Here is a 21,017-nt window from a genome sequence, read left to right as displayed (position 1 = left end):
CGGTCACCTCTCCTTCGCGGCCCGGCGTTCCAGCCAGCGGACCAGTTGTGACAGCGGCAGCGTTATCGCCAGGTAGAGCAGGCCGGCGACCACCAGCGGGGTCGGGTTGACCCGGGTGTTGAGGGAGTCGCCGGCGAACTTCGTCAGCTCGATGGTGGTGGCGGTCACGCCCAGCACGTACGCCAGCGAGGTGTCCTTGGTGAGCAGGATGATCTCGTTCGTCAGCGGCGGGATGACGATCCGGAACGCCTGCGGCAGCACGATCGAGACCATCGCGCGGGCGTGCGACATGCCGAGCGTCCGGGCCGCCTCCAACTGTCCCTTCGGCACCGCCTGGATCCCGGCCCGGATCGTCTCCGCCATGTACGCGGCGGCGGTCGCGCCGAGGCCGACGGTGACCGCGCCGTACACCCCGCCGGGGATCTCCCGGTCGGGGAAGGCGAGCGGGACGCCGTAACCGACCATGAAGAGCACCAGCAGGGAGGGCAGCCCCCGGAACAGCTCGATGTAGCCGGTGGCGAACCAGCGGTACGGCGCGACGGACGAGAGTCGCATCAGGGCCAGCAGCAGTCCGAGCGCCAACCCGAAGGCGAACGCCAGCAGCGTGTAGACGATGGTGTTGCGCAGCGCGACCGTTATCGCCTCGGGGAACATGCTCCCGGCGATGTCCAGCCGGAAGAAGGCGTCGGCGAGGCGGCCCCAGTCGGCCGCCGCCACCACGGCGAGCAGCACGAGGGCGAAGACCAGGTAGCCGGCCAGTCGCCACAACCGCTGTCGCTGCCGGCGGCCCAGCCGTCGCGGCGGAGGGGGTGGCGCCGGGGCCGGTCGGGCGTCGGCCCCGGTCGTCAGCGTCTCAGGATCTGCCATGCCTCCCCCAGATCGCGCGGCGGTGACCACCGCGCGATGTTGCCATGCCAGACCAGGTCAGACGGTCGGCTTCGCGCCGATCCACTTCTCGTAGATCTTGTCATAGCCGCCGTCGGCCCGTGCCTCGGCGAGCGCCTGGTTGATGGTCTCCAGCAGCTTCGGGTTGCCGCCCTTCTTGACCGCGAGACCGTACTGCTCGCCCGTGTCGAAGCCGCCCGCGACGAGCACCTTGCCGGGGCTGGCCCTGACGTACTCGTTCCAGACCGGCAGGTCGCCGACGGCCGCCTCGATCTGCCCGGTGGCCAGTGCCTGCTGTACGGCGGCGAGGTCCTTGTAGGAGACCACCTCGATCTTGAGGCCCTGCTGCTGGACCTGCTGCTTGACGTAGTCCTCGCCGGTGGTGGCGCCCTGCACGCCGAGCCGCTTGCCGGCCAGGTCCGCGAGCGTCTTGTACGACTTGCCGATCGGCACCACGAGCGCCTGGGTGGCGTCGAAGTACGGCGCGCTGAAGTCCAGTACCTCCTTGCGGGCCTCGGTGATGGTCATCCCGGCGGCAGCCACGTCGCACTTGCCGGAGTTGAGGTCCGCGCCGGACTTGATGCCCTCGAACGGAGTGTCGACGATCTCCTGCGTCACGCCGAGCTTCTTCGCGGCGAGGTCGACGATGTCGACGTCGAATCCCACCACCTTGCCACTGGCGTCCTTGGACTGGAACGGCGAGTACGGCAGGTGGGTGCAGGTGGTGAGCTTGCCGGCCCGCACCAGCTTCACGCCGTCGGCGGTGCTGCCGGCGTCCTCTTTCGCACAGCCGACCAGACCGGTGACTGCCAGCACCGTACCCATGGCCAGCGCCGCACCACGCTGGGCACCTCGAAGCTTTGCCATTTGCGCATCCTCCCCAGCCGAGCAAACCGCATGTTCCCCATAGGTTAGGCCATGATTCACGCCGCAGAACCGCAGGTAGGTGTCGTGGAAGGTGTCCAGGTCAAGCAGGTCCGGTGGGCCGGCAACCCCGGCCGTGCCGCCCGAAGCCGCAGTCGGTCCCGCGCGATCGTGACGCCTGCCACGTTAGTTGGCTCCGAGGTGTACCGAACTTTTGCCATTTGCACAAAAAGTTGGCCAGCTCTTGATCAAAGCGTCAGGGTCGTGAGGATGTTCCGATGGGTCATCTCCCCGCGATCGCGCGCCGGATGTTCTCCGGCCTACTCGCCCTCGCCCTCGCCACGGCCGTCGCCGTCCTCGCCGCCGCACCGCCGGCCGCGGCGCACGGCACGCTGGCGATGTCCACACCCGCCGAGGGGGCGACGGTCACCGGGCCGCTGACCGTGGTGGAGCTCTACTTCACGGAGAAGGTGGCCTCCAACGCGTTCTTCACGATCACCGCACCGGGCGGCGGGCGGGTCGACAACGGCTGGACGTACGGGTCACCCAAGCCCCTCGACCGGCCGGTGCGGGAGTACTTCCTGGTGGACGGGAAGTTCGAGCCAAAGGAGTACACGACGGGCTTTCCCGCGCTGGTGACGGTGGCACACCTGCCCGTCGCCGGCCAGTACTCGGTGAGCTACCTCTCGGCGGCCTCCGACGGGGATCCGGTCCGTGGCACGCTGACGTTCCGGTACACGGGCCGCCCGACGCCGGCGCCGCAGGGTTGGCAGCCGCCGACCAACCGACCGGACCCGGCACTCCTGGCCGCGGTCGAGCGGCACGGCACCTCCGGCGGCGCCTCCACCTCGTCCGCCGCCTCCCCGGCACCTGCCGGGGCGTCGGCGCCACCCGCAGCCGCGCCGCCCGCGACGCCGGAAGACAAGGGTGGCCCGGCCTGGCTGGGCTGGACCGGCTGGGCGGTGGCCATCGCCGTCGCCGTCGCCGGTTTCTGGCTGTGGCGGTCCGGCCGGGCCTCCTGGGCCGGCATGACCCGCTCCCTGCGCTCGTACCTGGTCCCCGCGCGGGTCGCCGTGTCCCCGGAACGCCGGCGGTCCGGTCGCGCTGGCAGCGGCTCACCACGCCCCACGGGAACTCGCGACAGGAAGGTGACCGGGCCGAGCGTCGGGAGCGGGACGGGCCGGAGCGGTAAGGGTGCCGCCGCGGGCAGGAAACGCGCCGCGATCCCCGCTTCGGGAAAGGGCGGAGTGGCCGTCACGGCTCGGGTACCGGCAGGTCCGGTGGACGACACGACGGCACCGCCGCTGGCCGTGTCCGATGAGGACGACGCCGCGCCCGCGGTGCCGTCGGTCGGGTCCGGGCCGAGCAACACGCGGCTGGCGCTGTTGGCCGGCGGCTTGGTGGTGGCTCTCCTGGCCGGCTTCGGGCTGGGCCGTCTCGGCGCCGGCAACGAGCGGACCGTGGGCGTCCAGGCGACGGCGCCGGCCGGTGGGACGTCCTCGCCGGGCAGCCTGCTGTCGGCGACCGACGGGCACCAGCACCCGTCCGGCACCGGTCCGCACACCCACCGGGGCGACACCGGGGCGGCGCTGGTCGCCGGTACGGCGGTCAGCGCGGGTGGGTACACGCTCCAGCCGGTGCGGCGTTCCCAGCCGGCCGGGGCGACCGTGGACTACGCGTTCCGGATCGTGGGCACCGATCGGCAGCCGGCGACGCGGTTCGCGGTGGTACACGACAAGCCGTTGCACATGATCGTCGTCGGTCGCGACCTGGCCGGCTACCAGCATCTGCACCCCGTGATGGCGCCCGACGGCAGTTGGACCGTCCCCCTGCGACTGGCGCGGGCCGGCGGCTACCGCATCTACGCCGACTTCACGGTCACCGGCTCCGACGGCGCTCAGGTGCCGCTGGTCCTGGGCGTCGACCATGTCGTGCCGGGCACGCACGCGCCGGTCGCGTTGCCGGCGGCACAGTCGCGGACGACGGCGGGGCCGTTCGTGGTGTCGATGGAGGGCACCCCCACGGTCGGCGTGACCGCGCCGATGACCTTCCGGGTGAGCCGCACGGACGCGTCCGGGCCGGCGCCGCTGGAGCGCTACCTGGGCGCGTACGGCCACCTGGTCGTGGTGCGCGAGGGCGACCTGGGGTACGTGCACGTACATCCGGAGCTGGAACTGGTCGACGGGGCGGTGAAGTTCTGGCTGACGGCGCCGAGCGCGGGCCGCTACCGGGCATTCGTCGACTTCCAGGTGGCGGGGAAGGTGCACACCGCGGAGTACACGATGGACATCGGCTGAGGGCCGACCCGGGCTGGCGGCGGTACTCGCCGCCCGGCGGGAGGGAGCGGCCGACGTCGCGTACCGCCGTGATCGACAGGGCCGGTCGGGTCACGGCGTCGACGGCTGGCCCGTCGCCGACGTCCGCAGCACCATCACCCCGTGCGGGCCGAGCCTGATCGGCTGGCCGTACTCGATCGGGTCGCCGGAGAGCAGGTCGGTCCCGCCGGTGTGCGCGGTGACCTCGACCGGCTCGGCACGGTGGTTGAGCAGGAACAGCAGCCGCGTCCCGTCGGGAGCGACCCGGACGGTCGTTTCGAGGTCGGGCACGTCCGGATAGGGCCCGACCAGATCGTGCTGCTCCAGTACCCGTCGGACGACCGCGCCGACACCGTCCTGGTCCAGCCCGGCGGCGACGTACCAGCCGTGGCCGGCACCGAACCTGTTCCTGGTGACGGCGGGGGTGCCGGCGTAGAAGTCGGCCTGGTAGGTGCCGACCACCTCGGCACCCTGCGGGATCACCAGTTCGAACACCAGCCGCGATTCGACCTCCACCTCGCCCCGGTCGGCCCCGGCGCGTAGCCGCACCGGGTTGACGACCTCCGGTTCGCGGGCGTCCCACTCGTCGATCCGGATGCCCATCAGTGGCCCGAGCGGGCCCGGTACGTCCATCAGGAACGCGTTGTCGTGCTCGTCGACCCGCCCGGACAGGAAGGTCGTCACGACCGACCCGCCGCGTTCGGCGACCGCCTCCAGCCGCTGCGGCAGGTCTGACTTGAGCATGTGCAGGGCCGGCGCGACGACCACGTCGTACCGGGCGAGGTCCGTGGTCACCGGGACGACGTCGACGTCGACACCGGCGTCCCACAGCGCCCGGTAGTAGGCGAGTACGACCTGCTGGTAGCGGACCAGCCGGGAGGGGCCGTCGGAGATCTCCAGCGCCCACCAGCTGTCCCAGTCGAACAGCAGCGCGACCCGGGCCGGGGTCCGGGCGCCCAGCACCACGCCACCGAGCCGGTCGAGTTCGGTTCCCAGCTGCGTCACCTCACGGAAGACCCGGGTGTCGCCCCGGCCGCCGTGGCCGATGACCGCCCCGTGGTACTTCTCGCAGGCTCCCCGGGAGGCCCGCATCTGGAAGAAGAGTACGGCGTCGGCGCCGTGCGCCACCGCCTGCCAGCTCCACAGCCGCATCACCCCGGGCCGCTTCAGCGGGTTCACGTCACGCGACGCGGTGTAGCTCGGCGTCTGCTCCATCAGCCAGAACGGCTGACCGTCCTTGAGCCCGCGCATCAGATCGTGTGCCAGTGCCATCCAGGCGGGCGACCGGTCGTCCGGCGGGTAGTTGTCCCACGAGGCGAAGTCGAGGTCCGCGGCCCAGCGGTGGTAGTCGATCGGCCGGTACATCCCCATGAAGTTCGTGGTGACCGGGAGGGCGCTGGCCTGGCGGATCGCGGCCTTCTCGTCCCGGAAGTTGGCGAGCATCGCGTCGGACATGAACCTCAGGTAGTCCAGGGTGATGCCCTGGAACGCGGTGTGGTTCGGGCCGCGCCAGTGCTCGGTCAGCGCCGAGGGCGGCTCGATCTCGTCCCAGTCGGTGAAGGTGTGCGACCAGAAGGTGGTGTACCAGGCGGCGTTCAGCGCCTCCAGGGTGCCGTACTTCTCGCGCAGCCAGTCCCGGAAGCCGGCGGCGCAGAGGTCGCAGTAGCAGGCGCCGCCGTACTCGTTGCCGACGTGCCACGCGACGACCGACGGGTTGTCGGCGTACCGGGCGGCGACGCGTCGGGCCAGTTCGGCGGAGAGCCGGCGGAAGACCGGCGAGCTGGGGCAGGAGTTGTGTCGCTGTCCGAACCGGTGCCGGCGCCCCTCGAAGTCCGTCCGGGTCACCTCGGGGTACGCCCGCGCCAGCCAGGCCGGGTGGGCACCCGTGCCGGTCGCCAGGCAGATGTTCCGGCCCTCCGCGGCGGCCCGCTCGACGATCCGGTCCAGCGTCGAGAAGTCGTAGACGTCTGGTGCCGGCTGGGTCAGCGCCCAGACGAAGACTCCGAGCGTGACAGTGTCGATCCGCGCGGAGTCGAACAGCCGGTAGTCCTCCTGCCACACCTCCTCGGGCCACTGTTCCGGGTTGTAGTCGCCGCCGAAGGGCAGCTTCGAGGTTGCCGGAAGGTTCATCAGCTGCCGCCCGAGGTGGACCGGACGGTGGCCGCGTGCGGTCCGAGCCAGAGATCCCCGGCTTCCAGACATGGGAAAGCGTTAATCGACAAACTCCTCGTGGACCTCGGTGATCATCAGACGGCAGGTCGCCAGCAGCATCATGGCCAGGATCGAGCCGAGCAGCGCGAGCACCGCTTCGGAGGCGAAGTAGGTCACGCCGGCCGCCGCCACCAGCAGGCCGGCATTGCCCACCGTGACGGCGGGGCGCCGGCCCAGGAAGTACGCCGCGAGGCGCGCGATGTCTATCGCCCGGAACGCGAACAGCGAGGTGATCACCAGCGCGTTCGCCACCCACAGGCTCGCCGCCACCGCGATCAGCACCAGCAGCACCGCCCACCAGGCGGGCAGGTCGGTGGCCGAGAAGCCGGCGAGGTTGACACCCACGATGGTCAGGAAGGCCAGCCACGGGACCCAGACCCGCATCACTCCGGAGAAGTTCATCCGGTAGCCGCGCCAGAAGGCCGCCGCGGGCTTGAGGTCGGTGATGTCCCGGCTGCGCCGGTGCAGCGCGTACAGTGCGGCGGAGATGGCCGGGCCGAACGGGAGCGCGCAGGCTGCGGCGAGCGGGACATTGCTCGCGTCGCTGTCCAGGAGCACGAGCGGCACCAGGCCGGGCAGCACGGCGGCCAGCAACTGCAACTCGACGACGAGCAGGGTGTAGACGAGCGCCGCGGTACGGGAGAGCGGCCCCTCCCCGAACTGCCGGGCCTGGGCAGTTTCATTCATGACCGGGTATCCGAATCTCGTCCCACCATGGCGGGGTCTCGTCGCGCACCGCGCTGATCTCGACCAGGGTCACCTCGTGCCGGGCGAGGGTGAGGTCGAGGTCCACCCGACCGGCGACCACGGGCAGGCTGCGGTGGCTGCGGGCGGGCTCGGCCGCCTCCCGCAGGGCGTCGAGCTGTTGCCGGCGGGGAGACTGCGGACGGCCCATCTCGCCCCACGCCGCCCAGGCGTTGCCCGCTTCCTCGTGCACCGACGAGCGCGACATGAAGGCCGAGGCGGCGTCCAGGGGGATGGACAGCCGCAGCGGGTGCGGGTCGAGCGCCCACGCCAGCACGGTGACGCGGCCGTCGGCATCCCGGGTGACCAGGTGGTCGGCGCCGCGGGCCAGGATCTGGTCGCCGAGGCGGGCCATGAACGCGTACAGGTGGTAGGTGGGCTTCTTGATCTGGCGATGGGTGAGCAGGCCGAAGCCGCCGTGGAACAGCGCGGTCGGCACGCCCACCTCCTCGAACATGTCGCTGAAGGTCCAGTACGAGAAGGAGTCAACCAGGTCGCCGCCGGCCGCCACCACCGGGGCCAGGTAGGCGGCGTGGTAGGCCGTGTCGTGGACCGGGTTGTCCGGCCGGTAGGACGAGTTGAACTCGGTGATGTGCACGGGCAGACCGGCCAGTGGGGTGCCGGCGAGCTGCCGCCGAGGTTGGGCGAACTGGTCCAGCAGGGTGGCCGCGGGCGCCAGCGTCTGGTGCACGCCGAACGGCACATGCTGCGCGGGTCCGGAGCTGTACGCGTGCCGGCTGACGAAGTCGATCGGCACGGACTTGTCGGTGACGAACTCGGCGAACCGGGCCAGCCATTCGTCAGCCTCGGAGCCGGGGGAGATGGCCGGGCCGCCGACCTGCAGCGAGGCGTCGACCTCCTTGACCGTGTTCGCGGTCACCTCGTACAGCCGGTGGTAGGCGTCGGAGTCCGCGTCCTGCCAGAACTGGGTGAGGTTGGGCTCGTTCCACACCTCGATCGGCCAGCCGCGCACCTCGGCCAGCCCGTACCGGTCGACCAGGTGCTGCACGGTGGATCTCACCAGGTCGGCCCACTCCGGCCAGGAACGGGGTGGGGTGACGTTGCCGCGCCACCAGAACACCGTCTGGTCGCCGGTGGCGAGCGCGGATGGCATGAAGCCCAGCTCCACGAACGGCCGGATGCCGAGGTCGAGGTACGCGTCGACCACCTGGTCGACGTAGGTGAACGAGTGCAGCACCCGCCGCGCTCCGCCGTACTCGTACGGCCGGTGGACGCCGACGCCGTCGCTCAGCAGCCCGTGGCCGCGGATGTGCCGGAAGCCGATCTCCCGCTGGACCAGGGCGAGCGAGTCCTGGTAGTCGCGCCGCAGCGCGAGGTCGAACCGGCCGGTGCCGACGCAGGCACGCCATGCGTCGGTCAACCGGCCGGTCGGTAGCTCAGGAACGTGGATCCGCAACGGTCAGCCGTGTTCCTTCTTGAACCGCTCGTAGGCCTTGTTGTGAGCCTCAATCAGCTGGTCCATGTTCTTGCCCTTGAGCTCGGCGACGTACGCGTCCCAGTCGGACAGCGGCCGCTGGCCGAGGATGAACCTCAGCGACTGCTGGTTCACGTGGTCCTTCAGCGCCGTGGCCCACAGCGTCGTCTGCTCGCGCTCCTCGGCGGTGAGCGGGTGTGCCGGGTCGACCGGGCGGAGCTTGCGCTGGGCCATCACCTCCTGGAACTTCTTCTCCTCCTCGGTGAACTGGGTGTTGAGGAACTTGGTGCTGCCGCCGTAGGCGAAGACGCCGTTGAGGAAGCCGTAGTCCACGTTCAGCTTCTTGGACCCGCTGGGGTTGAGCCCGGCCCAGTCCACGTCGGAGGCGAGCTTGAGCGTGCCGTCCTCGGCGCTGCCGGTGAAGGTCTGGTCCTTGATGCCCCACTTGGCGAGCGTCTGGCCCTCGTCGGAATACCACAGCCAGTCCACGAACTGCATCATGGCGACGAAGTTCTTGCTCTCCAGCGCCTTCTTGGAGATCATGACGCCGCTCTCCAGGCGGGTTTGCCGCTTGGTCGCGCCCATCGGTCCCAGCAGCCGCGGGATCTTCTCCACCTTCGCGCTCGGGAGCCTCGCGGCGAGGTCCTTCCGGTAACTGTTGATCAGCTCCTGTGCGTTGGTGCTGATCACGAACGACTTGCCGGTGCCGAACTTCTGCTTGGCCAGGTCGTCCTGCTGGGTGAAGCTCTCCGGGTCCATCAGCTTCTCGCTGACCAGCGTGTTGAGGTACTGCAGGATCTGCCGGTAGTTGTCCATCGCGCCGGGGAAGACGAACTTGCCGGCGCCTGCGTCCCAGTGGTAGGGCTGCCAGTCCCACCCGGCGCGGGTGTCGTACGCGTCGCTCATGTGCGCCAGCAGGGTGTTCGCGCCGGGCCCCTCCGGCGTGGTGCTCCACCGGTCGGAGAGCGGGTACACGTCGGGGTGGGCCTGCTTCATCGCCCGCAGCACGGTGGTCAGCTCGTCCCAGGTGGTCGGCACCTGCAGGTTGAGCTGGGCCAGGATGTCGGTGCGCATCGCCAGCGAGTAGTCCAGCCAGGCATCCTCGTGCAGCCCGGGCAGCAGGTAGTACTTGCCGTCCGCCTGCTTGAGGCTCGCGTCGATGTCAGGCTGCAGGTTCCACTTCTTGACCTTGTCCTGGAAGTGCGGCATCAGGTGGACGTAGTCGCTGACCGGCAGGATCGCGCCACCGGCGATGTACTCCTCCTCCGACGGGTGGTAGGTCTTCGGGATGATCCACGGGGCGTTGCCGGCGGCGACCATCACGCTGCGCTTCTGGTTGTAGTCGGAGAGCGGGATGACCGTCGCGTCGAACTTGATGTTGGTGCGCTTGGTGAGTTCCTGGAAGAACGGCCAGTCGGCCTTGTACGGGTACCCGGGATTGTCCAGTATGGCAATGGAGAAGGTGAGCGCTTCCGCGGCTTTGAACTGGTCGCCGACGCCGTAGTCGTCCATGGCGCCGACCCGCTTGCCGTCGAGGTTCTGATCGCCGTTCTCGTCGCCGCTGCCGCAGCCGACGAGCACGAGGGTGGCGGCGCCGCCAGCGGCGGCGAGCAACTGGCGCCGGGTTAGCTGGTGCACGAGGACTCCTCTTTGGGTGGGTGGGGGAGGGTCACGGTGCTAGCCCTTGACCGAGCCGAGCATGACCCCGGAGACGAAGTACCGCTGGATGAACGGGTAGATGAGCATGATGGGCAGCGCGGTGAGTACGACCGTCACCGCCCGGATGTTCGCCCCGACCTGCAACGCGAAGTCGCTGCTCGAGGAGTTGTCCGACCCGGTGGTGGCGCCGACGATCATGTTGCGAAGGTAGACGGTGACCGGGAAGAGGTCCTGCCGGTCCATGTAGAGGAAGGCGGAGAACCACGAGTTCCAGAAGGAGACGGCGTAGAACAGCACCATCGTGGCCAGCACCGCCTTGGACAGCGGCAGCACGATCCACAGGAAGGTTCGGTACGTGTTCATGCCGTCGACCGCGGCGGCCTCCTCCAGCTCCGTCGGGAGGCTTTCGAAGAACGCCTTCATCACAAGCAGGTTGAACACGTTGATGGCGTTGGGAACCACGATCGCCCAGATCGTGTTGCGCATGCCAAGCGAGTTGACCAGCACGTAGTTGGGGATCAGGCCACCATTGAAGAACATGGTGAACACCGCGATCCCGACCAGCACGCCGCGGCCCTTCAAGTGCTTCTTGGACAGCACGTACGCGTAGCAGGTGGTCATCACCATCGCGATGGCGGTGGCCACGACGGTGTAGACCACGGTGTTGCGGTAGTTGGTCCAGAACAACGAGTCGGTCATCACCCGGCCGTAGGTGGTGAGGTTGAACCCCTTCGGCCACAAACTGACCTCGCCGGCCCGGATGGGCCCCTCCGCGCTGAACGACCGGGCGATGATGTTGGCGAACGGGATCAGGGTCACCACGACGATGGCGGTCAGCACGACGCCGTTGACGGCCTGGAACACCCGATAGCCCCGGCTCGGCCGGATCCCGCGCGGCCGGGACGTTTTCGCGACGGTGCTCACCACAGGCTCGTCCCCACTGTGCGACGGGAGATGGCGTTCGCCGAGAGCACCAGCGTCAACCCGATCACTGCCTCGAACAGCCCGATCGCGGCGGCGTAGCTGAAGCTGCCGCCCTGGACGCCGACGCGGTACAGATAGGTGGAGATGACGTCCGCGGTCTGGTACGTCAACGGGTTGTACAGCAGCAGGACCTTCTCGAACCCGACCGCCATGAAGCTGCCGATGTTGAGGATCAGCAGGGTCACCATGGTCGGCCGGATGCCGGGCAGGGTCACGTGCCAGGTCTGCCGCCAGCGACTCGCGCCGTCGACGCGGGCCGCCTCGTAGAGGTTCTGGTCGATGGTGGTCAGCGCGGCGAGGTAGAGGATGGTGCCCCAGCCGACGGTCTGCCACATCTCCGAGGAGACGTAGATGGTGCGGAACCAGCCGGGCTCCTGGATGAACGCGACGGTGTCCTGGCCGACCGCCTTCAGCGCCTGGTTCACCACACCGTCCAGCGCGACCATGTCGAGGACGATGCCGGCCACCACCACGATGGAGAGGAAGTGCGGCATGTAGGAAATGGTCTGTACGGCCCGCTTCATCCAGCGGACGCGCACCTCGTTGAGCAGCAGGGCGAGGATGATCGGCGCCGGGAAGCAGAACAGCAGCGTCAGCCCGCCGATGATCAGAGTGTTGGTGAACACCTGCCAGAAGGTCGGGTCGCTCCAGAACAACTTGAAGTAGTGCAGCCCCACCCAGTACTCGCCGAGGAGCGCACCGCCCGCCTGGTACCGCCGGAACGCGATGACGTTGCCGAGCATCGGCAGGTACCGGAAGATCGCGAAGAACAGCAGAGGCAGGATCGCCAGCGAATACAGTTGCCAGTCCCGGCGCAGCGCCCGCCGCCAGGTACGGCGGTGCGGGCGGGACCGGCGGGACCGGCTGTCGCGCTCGGGTTTCACCCCGACGCTCAACATGTCCGGTGGTGGATCCACCGTACTGGATGTGCTCATGCTCGGGCCTCCGGGATGTGCGGGAGCGCGACGCTGCGCTCGACACGCGCCAGCGACAGGAGTCGTCGCTGGTGATCGACCTCGCGTACGGCGCCGACCAGGCGTAGCGGCACCACCGCCGTCGCCTCCGCGCTCGATCGCCCGAACCGCAGTTCCATGTCGCCGGGCTCGACGATGCGCCGCTCGGGTACCCCGGTGAACGACGCGATGTCAGCCGGGACCACGAACGCCACCCGGGCGCTCTCGCCGGGCTCCAGCGGTACCCGGGTGTAGCCGATCAGCCGGACCACCGGCCTCGTCGTCTGCGCCACCGGGTCGTGCAGGTAGAGCTGTACGACCTCGGTACCGGACCGGGACCCGGTGTTGCGGACCGTGACCTGGACGGTCACTTCGCCGTCGACGGCCCACTCGGCCGGTTCAGCGGAGTCGCCGGGCGGCTGGTCATCCAACCCGAGTACGCCCGGATCGCTCCACTCGAACGTCGTGTAGCTCAGTCCGTACCCGAACGGGAACGCGGGAGTGGGGTCGACGGACGACACCTCGGTGCGGCGTCCCAGTGGCGGGGCGAGATAGCTGGCCGGCAGGCCACCGGTGTTCCGGGGAACGCTGACCGGCAGCCGTCCGGACGGGTTCACCAGGCCGGTGAGCACCTCGGCCAGGGCCTGACCGCCCCGTTGGCCGGGAAAGAAAGCCTGTACGACACCGGCGGCCGCGTCGAACTCGTCGCCGAGCGCGTACGGCCGGCCGGTCAGCAGCACCAGCACCACCGGGGTGCCGGTCGCGAGTACGGCCCGGACGAGTTCGGCCTGCACGCCCGGCAGGCGCAGGTCGACGGCGTCACAGCCCTCGCCCGAGGTGCCGCGCCCGAACATCCCCGCCCGGTCCCCGACGGCGAGCACACACACGTCGGAGTCGGCGGCCGCCGCGACCGCCGCCGCGATCCCCGAGGTGTCGTCGCCGGTGATCGTGCAACCCGGCACGTAGCGCAGCTGGGGAGTCAGTGGGCCGAGGGCGTCGCGCAGCGAGGGGATGTCCAACCCGAGTTCGTGCTCCGGATGCTGTCCGCCCACGTGCGTCGGGAAGGCGTAGCAGCCGAGCATGGCCATCGGGTCGTCCGCGACCGGACCCACCAGGGCCACGCGAAGTCCCTCGGCCAGCGGCAGCACTCCATCGGTGTTCCGGAGCAGTACGACGGACTCCCGGGCCAGCCGCAGGGCGAGGTCCTGGCTGGTCTCGTCGTCGAGGCGGAGTTGCTCGACGTCGTCGGGAAGCGGGCGCCAGTCCTCGTCGAGCAGGCCCAGTTCGACCTTCTGGGTCAGCACCCGACGAAGGGCGCGGTCGATCAGTGCCTCGTCGACCGCGCCGGACTTGACCGCCTCGACCAGCGGCGCCCCGAAGGCGTCCACGGTGGGTAGTTCGACGTCGATCCCGGCCCGCAGGGCGAGCCCGGCCGCTTCTCCGGCGTCGCCGGCCACCCGGTGCAGGGTCTGCAGGAACCGCACCGCGAAGTAGTCCGCGACCACCGTGCCGGAGAAGTTCCAGTCGTCCCGGAGCAGCCCGGTCAACAGACCCGCGTCGGCCGCCACGGGCAGGCCGTCGATCTCGGCATAGGAGTGCATCACCGACCGTGCGCCGCCGAGCCGCAGGGCCATCTCGAACGGCGGCAGGACGACGTCGGCGAGTTCCCGGCGGCCCATCGGCACCGGCGCGAGGTTGCGGCCACCCCGGGACGCGGAGTACCCGGCGAAGTGCTTCAGCGTGGCGACGACACCGGCCGTCTCCAGCCCTCGCACGTACGCCGAACCGACCGTTCCGACCAGGTACGGGTCCTCGCCGATCGTCTCCTCGGTACGGCCCCAGCGATAGTCGCGGGTCACGTCGAGGACCGGTGCCAGGCCCTGGTGGACGCCGGCGGCCCGCATGGACCGCCCGATCCGTTCCGCCATCTCCTCGACCAGTTGCGGGTCGAAGGAGGCTCCCCAGCTCAACGGGGTCGGATACACGGTCGCCCGCCAGGCGGCGAAGCCGGTCAGACACTCCTCGTGAACCTGTGCCGGGATCCCGAACCGGCTCGCCGCCACGATCTGCTCCTGGTACGCGGCCAGGGACCGGGCGCCGAGGACGGGGTCGACCGGTGCGGTGCCGAACGGGCGGGTGAGCTGGCCGAGCCCGTGCCGGATGACCTCGCTCCACTGCGGTGCGCCGTCCATCATGTCGGACTGGTGCGGCGCGACGCCTTCCCCCGAGGCGTCGGCGCCGATCCACAGCCCGACGAGTTGGGCGACCTTCTCCTCCAGCGACATCAGCCGGACGATTGTCTCGGCGCGGTCGGCGGGGGAGAGGCGGGGATCGCGCCAGGGCGCGGCGCTGCTCGAGGCACGGCTGTGGTCGACGGGCAACTGACTCCTCATGCCACCCCTTCGGTCCGAGCATGGCGTCGTTGCTTACCGGCAGCGGGGGCACATGTCGGTGCGTCTTCGAAAGTTTCGGAAATAGCTGCGTTACCTGTGCCGGGCAACTTAAGCGCCTGGATAGACCGTGTCAAGGCTCTCCGAGCTGTCATCCAAGGGGTCTGGCGCGAGTATGCTGCCGTGATCACGCTAGGAGGTGATTGTGGACCTGCCCGTCGATCTCATTCGCTGGGCAGCCGCGGTGTTAGAGTTCGGCCCGAAACTTTCGGTCACGTTGTGTGAGGCGAGCGTCGATGACAAAGTCCCATCCCATCGCCGGCCCCGGGTCCGCGACGATCGCGACCATCGCCGACGAGGTCGGCGTCTCCGTTACCACGGTGTCGAAGGTCCTCAACGGACGCTCCGACGTGGCGGCCGATACCAGGGCGCGGGTCGAGGCCAGCCTCGAGCGGCACCGGTACCGTCGCCGGTCCAAGCGGCAGCCGACCGGCGCGGGGCAGATCGACCTGGTGTTCCACGAGTTCAACGCAGCGTGGTCGATGGAGATCATTCGCGGTGTCGAGGCCGTGACGGCCACCGCGAACGTCGACGTGCTGCTGTCCCAGTTGGGTGGGGACCATCGCCCCGCACAGCCGTGGCTGGACGGCGTGCTGACCCGCCGCCCCCTTGGCGTGCTGCTGGTGCTCTGCAATCTGACGGAACCGCAACACCAACAGTTGCAGCGCCAGTTGGTTCCGGTGGTCGTCGTCGACACCGACAGCGCGACCTCCGCCCCCGTGCCGACCGTCGGCTCGAACAACTGGAACGGCGGGCTGCTCGCCACCCGTCACCTGCTGGAGTTGGGCCACCGCCGGATCGCGCTCATCTCGGGTCCGGAGGACGTGCTGTGCAGTCGGGCCCGGGCCGCCGGCTTCCAGTTCGCGCACGACGAGGTCGGGGTTCCGGTCGATCCCGACCTGGTGCGGTACGGCAGCTTCTACGTCGATGCCGGCTACGGGCACGGGATGGAGCTGCTGACCCTGCCGGACCGACCCACTGCGATCTTCGCCGGGTCGGACATGCAGGCCATGGGCGTTCTCCGGGCCGCCTGGCAGCTCGGTCTGAACGTGCCGCGGGAACTCTCGGTGATCGGTTACGACAACCTGCCGGTGGCCGCCTGGACCGTGCCCGCGCTCACCACGATCAACCAGCCGCTGCGCGACATGGCCGGCACCGCCACGCAAATGTTGCTTGACCTGGCCCGCGGAGTCGGCCTGTCGACGAGCCGGGTCGACCTCGTGACCGAGCTGGTCGTGCGGGAGAGCACCGCGCCGCCCGCACACCCCCGCTGACCCGCGAAGTCCCGCCCGGTTCCATCGCCCCGGCTCGATCTCCTGCCCGATGGATCGCCGGCGGTACCCGCCGGCTCGACCGTCCCGCCCGTCAGCTGCGGCAACGCCGTCGGGTCCGTCGTCCCGGCCGATGGGATTCGAACAGGTGAGCCAGAGCACGTCTGCGTGGGGGCCTGACCGGGCGGCCGGTAGGAGCTGTGATCCTGGAGCCGGAAACTGGCGACCGGGGGACACCAGGGTCATCGGATTCCGCGCGGCCTACGTAGCTTGACACGCCACTGCGTTGACCTTGCCGCAGCCGGCCTGCTGGACCTGGAGAATCATGTGACCAATCAAGTCGCCGCGGCGCCCAACAAACTCGACGGTGCCGTCCTCAAGATTGCCGGAGTGGTCGTGCTCGGCGCGATCATGTCGATCCTCGACATCACCGTCGTCAGCGTCGCGCTGCCGACCTTCCAGACCGAGTTCAACGCCACGTACGCCCAGGTCGCCTGGACCATGACGGGCTACACCCTGGCTCTCGCCACGGTGATCCCGCTCAGCGGCTGGGCCGCCGACCGGTTCGGTACCAAGCGGCTCTACATGCTCGCTCTGCTGCTGTTCACGCTCGGCTCCGTGCTCTGCGCGACCGCCGACTCGATCGGTCAACTCATCGGCTACCGGGTGTTGCAGGGCCTGGGCGGTGGCATGCTCATGCCACTCGGTATGACGATCATGACCCGTGCCGCCGGCCCGGAGCGGATCGGCCGGCTGATGGCGGTCCTCGGCATCCCGATGCTGCTCGGCCCGATCGGCGGACCGATCCTCGGTGGCTGGCTGATCGACGCGGCGAGCTGGCACTGGATCTTCCTGATCAACGCCCCGATCGGCGTGATCGCGCTGGTGTACGCCGCCATCGCGCTGCCGAAGGACAATGCCGAGCCGTCCGAGTCGTTCGACTTCGTCGGCATGCTGATGCTGTCGCCGGGTCTCGCCCTGTTCCTCTACGGCGTCTCGTCGCTACCGGAGACCGGCACGATCACCACCACCAAGGTCTGGGCCACGATGCTGGCCGGCGCCGTCCTGGTGGTCAGCTTCGTCGTGTACTCGTTCCGGCCGCGCCACCCGCTGCTCGATCTCCGGCTGTTCCGGAACCGTAACCTGCGGATCGCGTCGATCTCGCTGTTCGTGTTCATCATCGCGTTCATGGGCGCCGGCCTGCTCTTCCCGAGCTACTTCCTCCAGGTCGGCGGCGAATCCACCCTGCGCGCCGGTCTGCTGATGGCGCCGCAGGGCATCGGCGCGATGCTCACGATGCCGATCGCCGGCATGCTGGCCGACAAGATCCCGGTCGGCCGGACGGTGCCGTTCGCGATGGCGCTGATCGCCGCCGGGTTCTTCACGTTCACCCAGGTCGGCGCGGACACCTCGTACTGGCTGCTGTGCGGCTCGCTGTTCGTGATGGGTCTCGGCATGGGCGGCACGATGATGCCGATCATGACGTCGGCGCTGCGGACGCTGACCAACCACGATGTGGCCCGGGGCTCCACGCTGGTGAACATCCTCCAGCAGATCGGCAGCTCCATCGGCGCCGCGATCATGTCGGTGATCCTCACCAGCCAGCTGAACGGGTCGAACCCGATCCCGGGCCTGCACGACCCCCGGACCGGCGAGCCGATCACCGAGGCCGGCGCGGCGATCGCCAACCAGCACGGCGCGCAGTTGCCGGTGGAGCCGTCGATCATCCAGCGCGGCCTGGAGTTCGTGGCCGACTCCTTCGCCACGACGTTCTGGGTCGGCTTCGTACTGGTGCTGCTGACGTTCGTGCCGATCGCGTTCCTGCCCCGCCGACCCACGGCGTCGCCGCTGTCGGCCGACCCGAGCGGTGACGGCGGCGAGGACCGCGCGGCGACCCCGGTGTTGATTCACTGAGGTTGTCGGTTCCCGACGCCGACCAGGATGGCAAGCGCCATCCGCCGGCTGCGGGGGAGGACGGCACGCCCCCGCAGCCGGCCACGGGTCATCACCCGTCACCCGCCGCTCACAGTTCGCGGCCGATGCTCAACGCCGCGGTACGGACGGCTGGACCGACCGAACGTAGGCTCAGCCCACCGGTCCGACCGGAGACCGAGACGGCACCGACCGCCCGCCCGTCGGTGTGCAGGACGGCGCTGGCGACCGACGCCACCCCGACACCGGATTCCTCGTTCTCGTACGCCAGGCCGGACTCCCGGATCCGCGCCAACTGCCGCCGTAGCAGGGCGGGCGCGGTGACGGTTCGGGGACCGACCGTCCTCAGCGGCTGGTTGCAGACGAGGGCGACCGCCGCCTCGACGCCGAACGCCAACAGCGCCTTGCCGCTCGCGCAGGCGTGCGCGGGTATCCGGCTGCCCACCTCGGACGGCGTCCGGGGCCCGGCCCGGCCGTGCAGTATCTCGACGTAGACGACGTCGACACCGGCCAGGACCGCGAGGTGCACGCTCTGTCCCGTCGCCTCGCGCAGATCCGTCAGGTACGGCAGGGCGACCGCCCGCAGATCCCGCCGCCCGGACGCGAGTTCGCCGAACTCGAAAAGCCGGACGCCGATCCGCAGGGACGTTCCGGTGCGGTCCAGGAGCCCGTACGTCACGAGGTCGGCCACCAGCCGGGACGTCGTCGACTTCGGTAGGCCGCTGCGACGACTGATCTCGGACACCCGCAACTCGCGATGTCGGGAGTCGAACGCGCCGAGCACCGCCGACACCCGGGCGACGGCCAGATCGGGAATGTTCCGCTCACCGGTACGCACCAGCGCAGCTCCTTGACAGGTCTGCCGGATCGTTGCTTACTAACGTACCAGTTCGTACATTAGCCGGCCCGGCTCGATGCCATCGACGACGACCCCATCGACGAACGAGGACGGGAGCATCACACCAATGCCACTCTGCCGGTACGGCCTGATCGGTTCGGGGATCGGGGCGTCGCTGTCACCGGTGCTGCACGAGACCGAAGGGCGTCAGCACGGCCTCGACCTCACGTACCGGCTGATCGACGTCGACGCGCCGGGAACACCGGCCGACCTGCGCCGGTTGCTGGACGAGGCCGAGGCCGACGGGCTGGCCGGGCTCAACATCACCCATCCGTTCAAGCAGCGGGTGGTCGACCTGCTCGACGAACTCTCCCCGCAGGCCCGGGACATCGGCGCGGTGAACACCGTCGTCTTCCGCGACGGGCAACGCCTCGGGTTCAACACCGACGCGTACGGGTTCGCCGAGTCGTTCCGGCGGGGCCTGCCGGGGGCGGCGGTCGACCGGGTCGTACAACTCGGTGCCGGCGGCGCGGGCGCGGCCTGCGCGTACGCCCAGCTTCACGCGGGCGTCGGGCACCTCACCGTGGTCGATCCCGATGCCGACAAGCGCGGCCTGCTGGCGGAGGCCCTGAGCGCCAGGTTCGAGACCGAGCGGATCGCGGTGGCGACGCCCGACGAGTTGCCGGCGGCGATCCGGTCCGCCGACGGCCTGGTCAACGCCAGTCCGGTCGGCATGCGCGCCCACCCCGGGCTGCCGCTGCCGGTCGGGTTGCTGCATCCCGGCCTGTGGGTGGTCGACGTCATCTACATGCCGGTCGAGACGCCGCTGCTGCAAGCCGCCCGGGCGAAGGGTCTGCGTGCCATCGGCGGTGCGGCGATGTGCGTGTTCCAGGCCGCGGCGGCGTTCGAGTTGCTCACCGGTCGGACCCCGGACACCGAGCGGATGCTCGACCACCTCGACCGCCTGCTCGGCGAAGGCGGACGCCATGTCCAGGCCTGACCCCATGACTCCGGCCACCCCCGAACCACCGGCCGGCGCGGGAACCGCCCAACCACCACCCCCATGGAGTACCGATGAGCCAACCAGCAACGAGACCAGAGACAACCGTGCCGCCCGGCGGCATCGTCACGCAGGAACTGCCGGAGCCGATGTCGCTACGCCGGATGGTCGGTCCCGGCGTGGTGGCCGTCGGTATCGGCCTGGCGGCCGGGGAGATCGTCCTCTGGCCGTACCTCACCGCGATCGGCGGGCTGGGCCTGCTGTGGCTCGCGTTCGCGACCCTCGCCGTCCAGTTCGTCATCAACATGGAGATCGAGCGCTACACCCTCGCCACCGGGCAGACCGCCGTCGCCGGATTCTCCCGGTGGTGGAAGGGCTGGGGCATCATCATCTGCCTGGCCGGCGCGTTCCAGTACGTCTGGCCGGGCTGGGCGACCGGCGGGTCGACGGTCTTCACGTACCTCGTCGGCGGTGGTGACGCGGTCTGGATCACCGTCGCGGTCCTCGTCGTCATCGGCGTGCTGCTGTCCATCTCGAAGGTCATCTACCGGACCGTCGAGCGGGTCGAGATCGTCAAGGTCGCGCTCACGCTCTTCTTCCTCGCCGTCGTCGTGGTCTTCGTCATCTCCGCCGCGAGTTGGGGCGAGGGTGCCAAGGAGACCGTCGTCGGATTCGGGCAGATCCCCGAGGGCATCACCTTCACCCTGCTGCTCAGCGCGATCGGCGCCGCCGGTGCGGGCGGCGTGCACAACCTGGTGCTCAGCAACTGGATCCGCGACAAGCGGTACGGCATGGGCGCACACGTCCCGCGCCTGATCTCCCCGATCACCGGACAGGAGGAGGCGTCCGGCGCCGACCGGTACGCGTTCCCGCAGGACGAGAAGAACCTCGACCGGTGGAAGACCTGGTGGAAGCGCGCCAACGTCGAGCACCTCTTCGCCTTCCTGCTGGTCTGCTTCGTGACCATCACGATCATGAGCCTGCTCGCCTACGACACCCTCTTCGGCCGCGACGACCTCAAGTCCGACACGTCCTTCCTCCGGATCGAGGGCGACGTCCTCGCGGCGGAGGTCGGCACCTGGCTCAAGCTGCTCTTCTTCGCGATCGCCGCGGTCTCGCTCTGGGCCGCCGCGATGGGCCTGCTCGACGTCATCGGCCGGGTCGCGAGCGACTTCCTGCGCCGTAACTATCTCGCCACCTCGACCCGGTGGACCGAGGCCCGACTCTACCTGGCAGTCGTCTGGGGCGAGATCGTCCTCGGCTCCGTCATCCTGCTCGCCGGCTTCACTCAACCGATCGGACTGCTGCTGGTCTCCACCTGCGCCGCCTCGGTCGTCACCCTGCTCTATTCCATCCTGCTCGTACGCCTCAACGTCAAGGACCTTCCCGCCGCCATCCGGATGCGAGGATGGCGTCTCGGCGGCATGATCGTGGCCATCGGCTTCTACGGCTTCTTCGCCATCGCCATGGTGGTCA

The 21,017-nt window shown here is 69.6% G+C and carries 15 protein-coding genes; 5 read left to right on the top strand and 10 right to left on the bottom strand.

Features of this window, described 5'->3' with window-relative positions; genetic code table 11:
• Positions 1 to 3 precede the first annotated feature (3 nt).
• Together ACFP2T_RS19075 and ACFP2T_RS19070 are read right to left on the bottom strand one after the other, a co-directional pair.
• Positions 4 to 867, bottom strand: a complete 864-nt coding sequence (locus tag ACFP2T_RS19075) for an amino acid ABC transporter permease (protein WP_377423594.1) — start codon at positions 865 to 867, stop codon at positions 4 to 6.
• A 57-nt stretch (positions 868 to 924) separates the two neighbouring features.
• Positions 925 to 1,752, bottom strand: a complete 828-nt coding sequence (locus ACFP2T_RS19070; protein ID WP_377423591.1) for a transporter substrate-binding domain-containing protein — start codon at positions 1,750 to 1,752, stop codon at positions 925 to 927.
• A 275-nt stretch (positions 1,753 to 2,027) separates the two neighbouring features.
• On the opposite strand from ACFP2T_RS19070, the gene ACFP2T_RS19065 reads away from it, so the two are divergent.
• Positions 2,028 to 4,046: a copper resistance CopC family protein gene (locus ACFP2T_RS19065; RefSeq protein WP_377423588.1), complete on the top strand. Its 2,019-nt coding sequence runs from the start codon at positions 2,028 to 2,030 to the stop codon at positions 4,044 to 4,046.
• Positions 4,047 to 4,136: 90 nt separating this feature from the next.
• Here ACFP2T_RS19065 and ACFP2T_RS19060 read toward each other — a convergent pair whose 3' ends face one another.
• From ACFP2T_RS19060 to ACFP2T_RS19030, 7 genes are all read right to left on the bottom strand, one after another.
• Positions 4,137 to 6,194 carry a beta-galactosidase gene (locus tag ACFP2T_RS19060; RefSeq protein WP_377423585.1) on the bottom strand — a complete coding sequence of 686 codons (2,058 nt, stop codon included), beginning with the start codon at positions 6,192 to 6,194 and terminating at the stop codon, positions 4,137 to 4,139.
• 81 nt (positions 6,195 to 6,275) lie between these two features.
• Positions 6,276 to 6,962, bottom strand: coding sequence for a DUF624 domain-containing protein (locus tag ACFP2T_RS19055; RefSeq protein ID WP_377423583.1), 687 nt, complete (start codon positions 6,960 to 6,962; stop codon positions 6,276 to 6,278).
• A complete protein-coding gene (locus ACFP2T_RS19050; RefSeq protein WP_377423581.1) occupies positions 6,955 to 8,436 on the bottom strand; it encodes a GH39 family glycosyl hydrolase in 1,482 nt (493 codons plus the stop codon). The genes ACFP2T_RS19055 and ACFP2T_RS19050 overlap by 8 nt, the downstream gene beginning before the upstream one ends.
• Before the next feature lie 3 nt (positions 8,437 to 8,439).
• Positions 8,440 to 10,092 carry an ABC transporter substrate-binding protein gene (locus tag ACFP2T_RS19045; protein WP_377423579.1) on the bottom strand — a complete coding sequence of 551 codons (1,653 nt, stop codon included), beginning with the start codon at positions 10,090 to 10,092 and terminating at the stop codon, positions 8,440 to 8,442.
• A 39-nt stretch (positions 10,093 to 10,131) separates the two neighbouring features.
• Positions 10,132 to 11,037, bottom strand: a complete 906-nt coding sequence (locus ACFP2T_RS19040; protein WP_377423577.1) for a carbohydrate ABC transporter permease — start codon at positions 11,035 to 11,037, stop codon at positions 10,132 to 10,134.
• On the bottom strand, positions 11,034 to 12,032 hold the full coding sequence (locus ACFP2T_RS19035; RefSeq protein WP_377423575.1) for an ABC transporter permease: 999 nt from the start codon (positions 12,030 to 12,032) through the stop codon (positions 11,034 to 11,036). The genes ACFP2T_RS19040 and ACFP2T_RS19035 overlap by 4 nt, the downstream gene beginning before the upstream one ends.
• Positions 12,029 to 14,443 carry a beta-xylosidase/alpha-l-arabinosidase gene (locus ACFP2T_RS19030; protein ID WP_377423573.1) on the bottom strand — a complete coding sequence of 805 codons (2,415 nt, stop codon included), beginning with the start codon at positions 14,441 to 14,443 and terminating at the stop codon, positions 12,029 to 12,031. Before ACFP2T_RS19030 ends, ACFP2T_RS19035 begins: the two co-directional genes overlap by 4 nt.
• A 293-nt stretch (positions 14,444 to 14,736) precedes the next feature.
• Between ACFP2T_RS19030 and ACFP2T_RS19025 the strand changes: the two genes are divergently transcribed.
• Together ACFP2T_RS19025 and ACFP2T_RS19020 are read left to right on the top strand one after the other, a co-directional pair.
• Positions 14,737 to 15,774 carry a LacI family DNA-binding transcriptional regulator gene (locus ACFP2T_RS19025; RefSeq protein ID WP_377423571.1) on the top strand — a complete coding sequence of 346 codons (1,038 nt, stop codon included), beginning with the start codon at positions 14,737 to 14,739 and terminating at the stop codon, positions 15,772 to 15,774.
• A gap of 324 nt (positions 15,775 to 16,098) precedes the next feature.
• Positions 16,099 to 17,685 carry a DHA2 family efflux MFS transporter permease subunit gene (locus ACFP2T_RS19020; RefSeq protein ID WP_377423569.1) on the top strand — a complete coding sequence of 529 codons (1,587 nt, stop codon included), beginning with the start codon at positions 16,099 to 16,101 and terminating at the stop codon, positions 17,683 to 17,685.
• Positions 17,686 to 17,794: 109 nt separating this feature from the next.
• Here the strand turns inward: ACFP2T_RS19020 and ACFP2T_RS19015 are convergent, their stop codons facing one another.
• The gene (locus tag ACFP2T_RS19015; protein WP_377423566.1) at positions 17,795 to 18,541 is read right to left on the bottom strand and encodes an IclR family transcriptional regulator; all 747 of its coding nucleotides are present in this window, start codon (positions 18,539 to 18,541) and stop codon (positions 17,795 to 17,797) included.
• A 127-nt stretch (positions 18,542 to 18,668) separates the two neighbouring features.
• Between ACFP2T_RS19015 and ACFP2T_RS19010 the strand changes: the two genes are divergently transcribed.
• Positions 18,669 to 19,541 carry a shikimate dehydrogenase gene (locus ACFP2T_RS19010; protein ID WP_377423563.1) on the top strand — a complete coding sequence of 291 codons (873 nt, stop codon included), beginning with the start codon at positions 18,669 to 18,671 and terminating at the stop codon, positions 19,539 to 19,541.
• A gap of 74 nt (positions 19,542 to 19,615) precedes the next feature.
• The coding region (locus ACFP2T_RS19005) for an Nramp family divalent metal transporter (RefSeq protein ID WP_377423560.1) at positions 19,616 to 21,017 on the top strand (1,402 nt) is incomplete at its 3' end.

The sequence above is a fragment of the Plantactinospora solaniradicis genome (assembly GCF_042658085.1).
In the GTDB taxonomy this organism is placed as follows: domain Bacteria; phylum Actinomycetota; class Actinomycetes; order Mycobacteriales; family Micromonosporaceae; genus Plantactinospora; species Plantactinospora solaniradicis.
The sequence above is the reverse complement of the archived record's forward strand: the minus strand, read 5'-3'. Positions and strand labels throughout refer to the sequence as shown.